At 69.7% G+C, this 10103-nt stretch carries 10 protein-coding genes; 6 read left to right on the forward strand and 4 right to left on the reverse strand.

The window, feature by feature from the left end; translation table 11 throughout:
- The first annotated feature begins 12 nt into the window (after window positions 1–12).
- Entirely contained in the window at window positions 13–675 is a 663-nt protein-coding gene (locus ABZ904_RS34300; RefSeq protein WP_359400754.1) for a DsbA family protein, read from the forward strand.
- A gap of 3 nt (window positions 676–678) precedes the next feature.
- On the opposite strand, the gene ABZ904_RS34305 is transcribed toward ABZ904_RS34300, so the two are convergent.
- Together ABZ904_RS34305 and ABZ904_RS34310 are read right to left on the reverse strand one after the other, a co-directional pair.
- Complete coding sequence (locus ABZ904_RS34305) at window positions 679–903, reverse strand: hypothetical protein (RefSeq protein ID WP_359400757.1); 225 nt, start codon at window positions 901–903, stop codon at window positions 679–681.
- A gap of 115 nt (window positions 904–1018) precedes the next feature.
- Window positions 1019–2395 carry an amino acid permease gene (locus tag ABZ904_RS34310; protein ID WP_359400760.1) on the reverse strand — a complete coding sequence of 459 codons (1377 nt, stop codon included), beginning with the start codon at window positions 2393–2395 and terminating at the stop codon, window positions 1019–1021.
- A gap of 441 nt (window positions 2396–2836) precedes the next feature.
- Here ABZ904_RS34310 and ABZ904_RS34315 point away from each other — a divergent pair, with 441 nt between their 5' ends.
- Entirely contained in the window at window positions 2837–3454 is a 618-nt protein-coding gene (locus ABZ904_RS34315; protein ID WP_360999181.1) for a biotin transporter BioY, read from the forward strand.
- Window positions 3455–3645: 191 nt separating this feature from the next.
- Here the strand turns inward: ABZ904_RS34315 and ABZ904_RS34320 are convergent, their stop codons facing one another.
- Entirely contained in the window at window positions 3646–5121 is a 1476-nt protein-coding gene (locus ABZ904_RS34320) for an amino acid permease (protein ID WP_359400766.1), read from the reverse strand.
- A 262-nt stretch (window positions 5122–5383) separates the two neighbouring features.
- Here ABZ904_RS34320 and ABZ904_RS34325 point away from each other — a divergent pair, with 262 nt between their 5' ends.
- A complete protein-coding gene (locus tag ABZ904_RS34325) occupies window positions 5384–5869 on the forward strand; it encodes a ribose-5-phosphate isomerase (protein WP_359400769.1) in 486 nt (161 codons plus the stop codon).
- A 96-nt stretch (window positions 5870–5965) separates the two neighbouring features.
- Window positions 5966–6775, forward strand: coding sequence for a DNA-formamidopyrimidine glycosylase family protein (locus ABZ904_RS34330; protein ID WP_359400772.1), 810 nt, complete (start codon window positions 5966–5968; stop codon window positions 6773–6775).
- Between the two features lie 13 nt (window positions 6776–6788).
- Here ABZ904_RS34330 and ABZ904_RS34335 read toward each other — a convergent pair whose 3' ends face one another.
- Window positions 6789–8018 (reverse strand): GNAT family N-acetyltransferase, encoded by a 1230-nt coding sequence (locus tag ABZ904_RS34335; RefSeq protein WP_359400775.1) that lies wholly within the window; start codon window positions 8016–8018, stop codon window positions 6789–6791.
- A 149-nt stretch (window positions 8019–8167) separates the two neighbouring features.
- Between ABZ904_RS34335 and ABZ904_RS34340 the strand changes: the two genes are divergently transcribed.
- Window positions 8168–9346, forward strand: coding sequence for a PP2C family protein-serine/threonine phosphatase (locus tag ABZ904_RS34340; protein ID WP_359400779.1), 1179 nt, complete (start codon window positions 8168–8170; stop codon window positions 9344–9346).
- A 294-nt stretch (window positions 9347–9640) separates the two neighbouring features.
- Entirely contained in the window at window positions 9641–9967 is a 327-nt protein-coding gene (locus ABZ904_RS34345; protein ID WP_359391479.1) for a hypothetical protein, read from the forward strand.
- The last annotated feature ends 136 nt before the right edge of the window (window positions 9968–10103 follow it).

A 10103-nucleotide genomic window follows, 5' to 3' on the forward strand; every position in this document is an offset into this window, starting at 1 on the left:
CCTAGGAGAGCCATGTCCGAGACCGTGACCGCTTCCGGCAAGACCCCCGTCGACTTCTGGTTCGACCCGCTGTGCCCCTGGGCCTGGATGACCTCCCGCTGGGTGCTGGAAGTCGAGAAGGTCCGGGACATCGAGGTGCGCTGGCACATCATGAGCCTGGCCGTGCTCAACGAGGACAAGCTGGACCAGCTGCCCGAGGAGTACCGGGAGATGCTGGCCACCAAGGCGTGGAAGCCGGTGCGTGTGGTGACCGCTGCCTGGCAGAAGCACGGCGACGATGTCCTCGGCCCGCTGTACACCGCTCTCGGCACGCGCTTCCACAACCAGGGCGAGGGCCCGACGCTCGAGGCGATCGCCGCCGCGCTCGACGAGGTCGGCCTCCCCGCGGACCTGATCGACTACGCCGACCAGGAGGACTTCGAGTTCGACGCCGAGCTGCGCGCCTCGCACAAGGAGGGCATCGACAAGGTCGGCCAGGAGGTGGGCACCCCGGTGATCGCGGTGCCGGGCGCCGACGGCGAGCAGCTCGCCTTCTTCGGCCCGGTGGTCACCCCCGCACCCAAGGGCGAGGAGGCCGCGAAGCTGTGGGACGGCACTCTGGCGGTCGCCTCGGTCCCGGGCTTCTACGAGATCAAGCGCACGCGGACGAAGGGCCCGGACTTCAGCAACCTGTGAGCCTCACTCGGGCTCGGGCATCTTCTGGGGCGGGTCGAAGGGCTTGATGCTCCACCAGTAGCGGATGTTGCGGCAGTCCCGCTCGGTGGTCGCGCAGATCCAGTAGTCCTCCACGTAGCGCTTCTTCGTCAGCTTGCGGATGATCTCTCGTTCGCGCTCGTCCCGCGGCTGACGGTGCGGCTGATCCGCTCCGCAGGTGTGGCAGGCGAGTGTCCTCTCGTTCGACATCTGCCTACGATCGCCCGGAACTTCGCCTACCGGCAGGTCCGGTACGGGACGGCCCCGCGAGTCACTCCCCTCAGGGAGTGTTCCGCTCGCGGGGCCGTCCGGCGTATGCCGCGCGTCAGCTCCTGGCTCGCGCCCGCTGCCAGGCGTAACCGACGGCCGCCAGGAACAGCGTCATCCCGCCGGTCGAGTACAGCTGCACCCGGGTGTCCGGCTGCCGCGCCATCAGGACGAAGATCGCCACCATGCCCGCCAGCGCCACCCAGGTCAGTGCCGGGAACGCCCACATCCGGACCGCCGGCCTGCCGGTCGCCTCCCGCTCCAGCCTGCGGCGCAGACGCAGCTGCGCGACCGCGATGGAGAACCAGACGACCAGGATCACCGCGCCGATCATGTTCAGCAGCCAGGGGAAGACGTCGTCGGGCCGCCAGTAGCTGAGGACCACGCAGACGAAGCCGAACACACAGGAGGTGAGCACGGCCGTCCGCGGCACGCCCCCCGACACCCGGGCCAGCGCCCTGGGTCCCTGACCGCGCTCGACCAGCGAGTACGCGATGCGCGAGGAACCGTAGATGTTGGCGTTCATCGCCGAGAGCAGGGCGACCAGGACGACGACGCTCATCACCTGCCCGGCACCGGGGATGCCCAGGTGGTCGAGGGCGGCGACGTACGGGCCCTTCTCCACCACCTCCTTCGAGTCCCACGGGACCAGGGTGACGATGACCGCCATCGAGCCGACGTAGAAGATCCCGATGCGCCACATCGCGGTGCGGACCGCGCTCGCCACGCCCTTGACCGGGTCCTCCGACTCGGCCGCCGCGATGGTGACGGTCTCCAGGCCGCCGTACGCGAAGACCGACGCGAGCAGGCCGATGACGAGGCCCTCGCTGCCGTGCGGCAGGAAGTCGCCGAGGTTCGAGGTGCCGGGGGAGTCGGTGCCGGGCAGAACGCCCGCGATCGCCAGCGCGCCGAGCACCAGGAACAGGGTGATCGCGCCGACCTTGAGCGCCGCGAACCAGAACTCGAACTCGCCGAAGTTCTTCACCGCGGCCAGGTTCGTACCGCAGAAGACCACCATGAACAGCGCCACCCACGCCCATTCGGGCGTGCCGGGCAGCCAGCCGGTGACGATCTTCGCCGCGCCGATGCCCTCCAGGCCGACGGCGGTGCACAGCAGCACCCAGAACGACCAGCCGGCGGTGAAGCCCGCCCAGGGGCCGATCGCCCGCTCGGCGTGCGCCGAGAAGGAGCCCGAGGAGGGGTAGGCGGCGGACATCTCGCCGAGCATCCGCATCACCAGCATCACGAGCAGTCCGGAGACGGCGTAGGCGATGACGATCGCGGGTCCGGCCGCGGCGATACCGGCTCCGGAGCCGACGAACAGGCCCGCGCCGATGACGCCGCCGAGGGCGATCATCGACAGGTGGCGCTGCTTGAGGCCGTGGGAGAGCGCGGTGTCCGGCTTCGGGGGCGTCTCGAGAGTGGTGCTGGGCATGAGAGCGGCTCGTCCAGTGCATGAGTCGGGCAAAATCGCCCCACAGTCTGGGCGGCCTCTCCGCTCACAGGGAGAGGCCGCCCACTATCCGGACACGTGTCCCACGGACCGTGAGGGTGAGGTCACGCAGCGACCGAGGTGTAGCCGGCAAAACGGGCCACCCGTACCCAGACGGTGACCGACGGGCGAGACAGCGGCCGTTCAAGGGGGCAAGCCCTGTTGGTGAAACCCTGCAGACGCCGCCGGAACCGCTCCCCTTCCGTGCAGCCGGCCACCTCCGTGACCGGTATCACGCCGTATCGGGTGTGGCCCGCATCTTTTGTGAACAGCCCACCAAGCCACGGATCCCCCCTTTGTCGGGCGCTGACGGTGATCACCGCCCGACCCCTGGGATAGCGTCGCCGTGTCCCGAACCGCCCCCTGCGCCGGAGTGAGTCCCCCATGAGCACCGCCACCGCCACCACACGTCCTGGCCAGGTCCTCGCCGACCTGCTGCCCTCCCCCAGGCTCTCGGCTTCGCTCGCGCGGGGAGGTGCCTCCACCCTGGTCCGTGATGTCGCCCTCGTGGTGGGCGGCGCCGCGCTCACCGGGCTCGCCGCGCAGATCTCGGTGCCCGTGCCGGGTTCCCCGGTGCCGGTGACCGGGCAGACCTTCGCCGCGCTGCTCGTGGGCACGGCACTCGGCGCCCGCCGCGGCTTCCTGTCGTTCGCCCTGTACGCGCTGGCCGGTGTCGCCGGTGTGCCGTGGTTCGCCGGTGGCGCCTCCGGTGCGGCCGCCCCCTCCTTCGGCTACATCCTCGGCATGCTGATCGCCTCCACCGTCCTCGGTGCCCTGGCCCGTCGCGGCGCCGACCGTTCGGTGCTGCGCACGGCCGGCGCGATGCTGCTGGGTGAGGCGATCATCTACGCGGTCGGCGTCCCGTACCTCGCCTTCGCCACCGGCATGTCCGCCAACGCGGCGATCGCGGCCGGGCTCACCCCGTTCCTGATCGGCGACGCCCTCAAGGCGGCCCTGGCGATGGGCCTGCTGCCCGGCGCCTGGAAGCTCGCCCGGAAGTGACGTCGTAGTTCCGGCCGTTCGGTACCGGGGGACGGGCCGAGTGCCCGTCCCCCGGTGCTTTTCCGGCCCTGCCGAGGCCGACGGCGGGTGACGTCGCACCGGTGCGGCCGACCCGGAGCGAGACGAACGGGAAGGGGCCCCGCGGCTGTACTCCGCGGGGCCCCTTCCCCTTGCTCATGTCCGTGTGCCGGTCAGGCGCCGACCTCGGCCCGCGCCTTCTGCGCGTCCTCGACCGGCTCCGCGGCCTTGCCGCCGCCGAGCGCCTGCCTGACCACGGCGATGACGAGCACCACCGCGGCGACGAGGAGCGACAGCAGGACGGTCTCGCGTCCGTCGTGCTCCGTGTCGGTCAGCATGTAGCCGAGGACGAAGACGATCAGTGCGGCCGCGGCCCAGGTCAGGTACGGGTACAGCCACATCTTCACGATCAGCTTCTCCGGCGCCTCACGCTGGATGATCTTCCGCAGCCGCAGCTGCGAGAAGCAGATCACCAGCCAGACGAACAGGGCGACCGCGCCACTGGAGTTGACCAGGAAGAGGAAGACCGAGTCCGGGTACTTGTAGTTGAAGAAGACGGCGAGGAAGCCGAAGAGGACGGAGACGACGATCGCCGTCATCGGCACACCACGGCCGGTGGTCCGGGCGAACGCCTTGGGCGCGTCGCCCCGCTGGCCGAGCGAGAAGGCCATCCGGGAGGCCGTGTAGAGCCCGGAGTTCAGGCAGGACAGCACCGAGGTCAGCACGATGAAGTTCATGATCTGACCGGCGTGCGCGATACCGAGGGAGTCCAGGGCGGCGACGTACGAGCCCTTCTTCGCGATCGCGGGGTCGTTCCACGGCACCAGGGAGACGACCACGAGGATCGAGCCCAGGTAGAAGACCGCGATACGCCAGATGATGCTGTTGGTCGACTTGGTCACCGCCCGCCGCGGGTCCTCCGACTCGCCCGCCGCGAGTGTGGCGATCTCGCTGCCCATGAAGGAGAAGACCACCAGCAGCACACCGGTGAGGATGGTCCCGGGACCGTTGGGCAGGAAGCCGCCGTGGCCGGTGAGGTTGCCGAAGCTCGCCTGGTCGCTGTGGACGCCGGGCAGCACGCCGAAGATGGCGAGCGCGCCGATGACGATGAAGGCGCCGATCGCGACGACCTTGATTCCGGCGAACCAGAACTCGAACTCACCGTAGGAGCCGACGGACGCCAGGTTGGTGGCGGTCAGCACGGCCATGACGATCAGGGCCCAGCCCCACTGGGGCACGGCCGGGATCCAGTCCGCGAGGATCTTGGCACCCGCGGTCGCCTCCACCGCGAGCACGACCACCCAGAAGAACCAGTACAGCCAGCCGATCGAGAATCCGGCCCAGCGGCCGAGCGCACGGTCGGCGTGCGCGGAGAAGGAGCCCGAGGTGGGGTTCGCGGCGGACATCTCGCCCAGCATGCGCATCACAAGGACCACAAGCGTTCCGACGAGGGCGTAGGAGAGCAGGATGCCCGGACCCGCGGTGGCGATTCCGGAGCTGGAGCCCACGAACAGCCCGGCGCCGATGACGCCGCCGATGGCGATCATCGTCAGATGACGGTTCTTGAGTCCGGCCTGCAGGCCGTTGCCGGGTTCTCCGGGGTGGCCAGGATTGTTTTCGGCCTTTGTGGGGGACGGCTGCGAGGTCATGAAACGTATTTCCTTTGAGCCGGTGTACGGAATGTGGGGGGACACGCGTACGTACGGACGCGCCCGGTGCCTTACGAGCGGTACCGGGGCTCGTACGAGCGGTGTACGAGTCGGTCCAGTGAATCGGAGGTAATGGAATTCGGAAACCTTTGATTCCGGATTGTTACTTGAGGTTTCCTTGAGGTTCTATAGTCTGGCTCACATTTTCCGGGGGTATGTACCCCGCGAGGCCGAGCGGCGGGAGCCGTGACACACTCGGACCATGCGCGTGTATCTCGGCTCCGACCATGCCGGTTTCGAACTGAAGAACCACCTCGTCGAGTGGCTGAAGGCCGCGGGCCATGAGCCCGTGGACTGTGGGCCCCACATCTACGACGCCCAGGACGACTACCCGCCGTTCTGCCTCCGCGCGGCGGAGCACACCGCGGCGGACCCCGACTCCCTCGGCATCGTGATCGGCGGCTCCGGCAACGGGGAGCAGATGGCCGCGAACAAGGTGAAGGGCGTGCGAGCCGCCCTCGCCTGGAGCGAGGAGACCGCCTCGCTCGGCCGGCAGCACAACAACGCGAACGTCGTCGCCGTGGGTGCACGCATGCACACGCAGGACGAGGCGACGAAGTTCGTCGAGACCTTCCTGAACACGCCGTTCACCGGCGAGGAGCGCCACCAGCGCCGAATCGACATGCTCACGTCGTACGAGACCACGGGCGAGCTGCCGCCGATCCCCTCGCACCACCCGCAGGTCTGAGACAGCTGCCGGGGGCTCCGCCGGATCCCAGGGAAGCCCAGCCCGGCTTCCGGGCGGGACCCCGACTTGTCACGTTCACCGGGAGGTAGGGCGACCGTGCCGGAGGGGCACACCATTCATCGGCTGGCCAAGGACTACGCGGCCCGTTTCGCCGGCGGCGCCGTCGGCGTCCGCAGCCCCCAGGGGAAGTTCGCCGACGCCGCCGCCCTTCTAGACGGGGCCGAGCTGCACACCGCCGACGCCCACGGCAAGCACCTCTTCCTCGGCTTCCGCGACGGCGAATGGGTACATATCCATTTGGGCCTCTTCGGCAAGGTCGCGTTCGGTGACGCCCCCGCGCCGCCGCCCACCGACACGGTCCGCCTCCGCCTCACGAACGAGGCCTCCTTCGTGGATCTCGTCGGCCCCACCACCTGCGCGCTGATCACCGCCGAGGAGAAGGCTGCCGTACACCGCCGCCTCGGCCCCGACCCGCTCCGCGAGGACGCCGACCCCACGTCCGCGTACCGCCGCGTCGCGCGCAGCCGTACGTCCATCGCCGCCCTTCTCATGGATCAGAAGGTCATCGCCGGCGTGGGCAACGTCTACCGCGCCGAGGTCCTCTTCCGCCACCGGATCGACCCCTACCGGCCCGGCCGGGACGTCACGCCCGCCGAGTGGGACGCGATCTGGGCCGATCTCGTCGAGCTCATGCACGAGGGGGTGCGGAACAACCGCATCGACACTGTCCGCCCCGAACACACCCCCGAGGCCATGGGCCGCCCGCCGCGCGTCGACGACCACGGCGGCGAGGTGTACGTGTACCGCAGGGCGACCCTGCCCTGCCACATCTGCGGCGGCGAGATCCGCACCGCCGATCTCGCCGCCCGCAACCTCTTCTGGTGCCCGGCCTGCCAGAAGCCGTAGCCGGTGACCGCGGCTAGAAGCCGTGCGGCAGCCACGGCGCCGCCACCGAGCCGAACGCCGACGCCGCCTCCGCCAGCGCCCCGTGCCGCAGCTCCCGGACCCGCCCTGCCGACGCCAGTGAGGCCAGGGACACACCACCGAGATACGCCGCCCCCAACTCCCGTATGGACAGCGCGAGATCGGTCGCATCGGCGGTCCGTACGCAGGACGCGCCCTTCGTATCGCCGGTGAGCCGCCAACGCCCCGTGTTCCAGGGGCAGAACGCGTCCTCGACCTCGAACACCACGTCCACCGGCGTCTGATAGGTCCGCGCCTCCAGCGCCGCCGCCACGTCGACCAGCCGCAGATACAGCCCGTCCCGCAGCCGCGGCCGGCACCGCCGGATGTCGGACACCATGTGCTGCCACCCGTCGTCGACGGGCCTTCCGCGCACGTACAGCGTGGTCATCAGGTCGATGCCCATCAGGAAGCGCCACAGGGCCGCGTCCGTCGCCGGATCGAGAGCGGCCAGCTCCAGCAGGCTCACCGTGCCGTCGTGCCCGGAGACCCCCCAGCCGAGCTTGGTGCGGAAGCGCGCGTACCCGGTGATCGCTCCGTCCCGCTCGGCGACCACGCACTGCAGCGGAGACGCTCCCTCCCGCTCGCTCGGCGGGTCGAGCAGCGCCACCCTCTCCCAGCCGGGCTGCCGCGCCAGCATGCCGGGACGGCCGGGCACCAGCCGCGCGTACACGGCCTCGCAGGCGTCGAGGACGTCGGCCGGAGCGGCGTACCGCAGCCGTACGTCATCCGTGCCGGCCGGAACGGACAGGCCGACCCGGCTCGTGTCGATCTCGGCGCCCATGTGGAAGGTCGCGGCGCCGTATCCGAACCGGGAGTAGATCGCCGGTTCCGACGCGGTCAGCACCGCGAGCGGTTCACCCCAGGAACGGATGTCGTCCAGCTGCCGGCGCATCATCGAGGTCAGTACCCCGCGTCGACGGTGCGTGGCCGCCACGCTCACCATCGTGATGCCGGCGGCGGGGACCGAGGCACCGCCGGGAACCGTGAGCCGGAAGCTGAAGGCCCCCGCCGTGCCGATACACACCTCTCCGTCCCATACGCCCAGAGAGCGATCGAATTCGGTTAGTCCGTTCCATAGTTCACGCTCTTCGGCCGATTCATCCGTCCCGCCGAAGGCCCGGAGGAGGTTGCCGTACCACTCGTTCCACTCGTCCTGCCGCAGCACCCGCACGTCGGTCGTCATGCGCCATGACTATCAGGGCAATGCAGGACGAGCGAGGGGATTTCCCCCTGGTCATGGGTGCCGGGTTGCTGTGAAGTTCAGCGCTCGGACGGGGGACAAGTGGGACCTCCCGTGCCAAGGGCCTGGTCGGATGGATAGGGTCCCGAGCAATGGCAGCAGGACAAGAGCGGCGCTCGGAAGCCGACACGTTCACGGCCCGGTTGAAGAAGCAGTGGCACCGGGCCAGAACCGGCCTGCGCAGATCCGCCGTGGACTACTTCCGCGGGGACGGCTCGGACTGGGTGGCGCTCGCCGGCCTGCTGCTGATGATCCCCCTGATAGCGGCGACCACCCTGGTCGACCCCGTGTGGTGCTCGCCCGCCGTCCTCGTCCTGCCGATCGTGGCGGGCGGTCTGCTTCTGCGACCCTCCAGCCTGCTCAGCCTCTACGCCGCCGCGGCCACCGCGCTGATCGTCGAGTCCGTCAGACTCGGCCCGTACACGGAGGGGCCCTCGCGGGTCACGCCCGGCATCGTGCTCGTGGTCGCGGCCTGCGGTTTCTTCGGACTGCTGATCGCGCAGTTCCGCAGCCGCGTCGGGGTGCCCTGGCGGCGCGGCGGAACCATGCTCTTCGACCTGCGCGAACGCATCCGGGTGCAGAGCAAGCTGCCGAAGCTGCCGCTCGGCTGGCACCGTGAGATGGCGCTCAGACCGGCCGGCGGGCAGTCGTTCTCGGGTGACTTCGTGGTGGCGGCCCGCACCAACGGGGGCCGCACGCTGGAGGTCGTCCTCACGGACGTCTCGGGCAAGGGCATGGACGCGGGGTCGCGCGCCCTGCTGCTCTCGGGGGCGTTCGGCGGACTGCTCGGCTCACTGCCGCCGCACGCGTTCCTGCCGGCGGCGAACGGCTATCTGCTCCGCCAGGACTGGGACGAGGGCTTCGCGACCTCCATCCACCTGGTCCTCGACCTGGACTCGGGTGACTACGAGCTGTACTCGGCCGGTCACCCGCCGGGCCTCCAGCTCAGCGCCGGCAGCGGCCGCTGGGAGGAGAAGGCGGCGGAAGGCCCCCTCCTCGGTGTCTACGACGGCGCCCAGTTCGACTCCGTGAAGGGCTCGCTCCGGCCCGGCGACGTCCTGATGCTGTTCACCGACGGCCTGGTGGAGACCTCCGACCGCGACATCGTCGAGGGCATCGACCGCCTCACCGGCGAGGCCGACCGCTACGTCGTCGGGGGCTTCCACGGCGCCGCCTGGCATCTCATCGAAGCGGTGGCGAAGGACGTGAACGACGACCGGGCGCTGCTGCTGATCTGCCGGGAGGGCCCGACGGTCTCGGTCGCGCGCTGAGCGACCTCACGCGGGCCCCGCACGCCCCCTGCGGACGCTGATTGCCACGTGTCTGATTCGCGACGGTGATCATCGCACCGGGACCGGCGACGAGCGCACTCCCGTCCCAACTCCCCATCCTGGCCGGTGACCTGGATGAGTTGCGAAGGATGCCCCGTATCACACCACAGCCGGGTCACACCTTTGTGGTGGCTCTGTGAGCGTCGATTGCACGGGCAATCCCCCAGTTGATAGAGATGGCAACACGTACGTCGCAGGCGGAACACGACCGATGGGTCGGAACGGGGAGGCACGATGAAGTTCGACATGGGGGCGCAGACCCTGTCGACGCTGATGAAGGGCTCGCGTGGGTCGAGCGAGGATCTGGGGACGTTGATCCGTCAGTTGGTGCAGGCGGCGCAGCCGTTGGAGGGGAAGTTCAATGGTGCGGGGCGTGCGGCGTTCGATCAGTTCAAGGGGCGGGCGGACGGTATCGCTCAGGAGCTGAACGGTTCGCTGGCGGCGATCCTGGGTGGTCAGTCGGGGATGGACTCGGCGTTCGCTTCGGGTGACCAGGAGCAGGGTGAGAACGCGCGGCGTCAGATGGGTGCGGCGAACTTCGACGGGGCGCGGTTCCGCTGAAGTTCTGTGTGACGCACGGTTGTTGGGCTGGAGTCTTTCTCACGGGGAGTGGTGTGTGATGGCGGGTTCGGGTGCGGATCGTCGGTCGTATGACACGGGTGCGTCGGCGGATGTGCAGGGCAATATCCAGGCGGTG

It is taken from the genome of Streptomyces sp. NPDC046900, assembly GCF_040644975.1.
Taxonomy (GTDB): domain Bacteria; phylum Actinomycetota; class Actinomycetes; order Streptomycetales; family Streptomycetaceae; genus Streptomyces.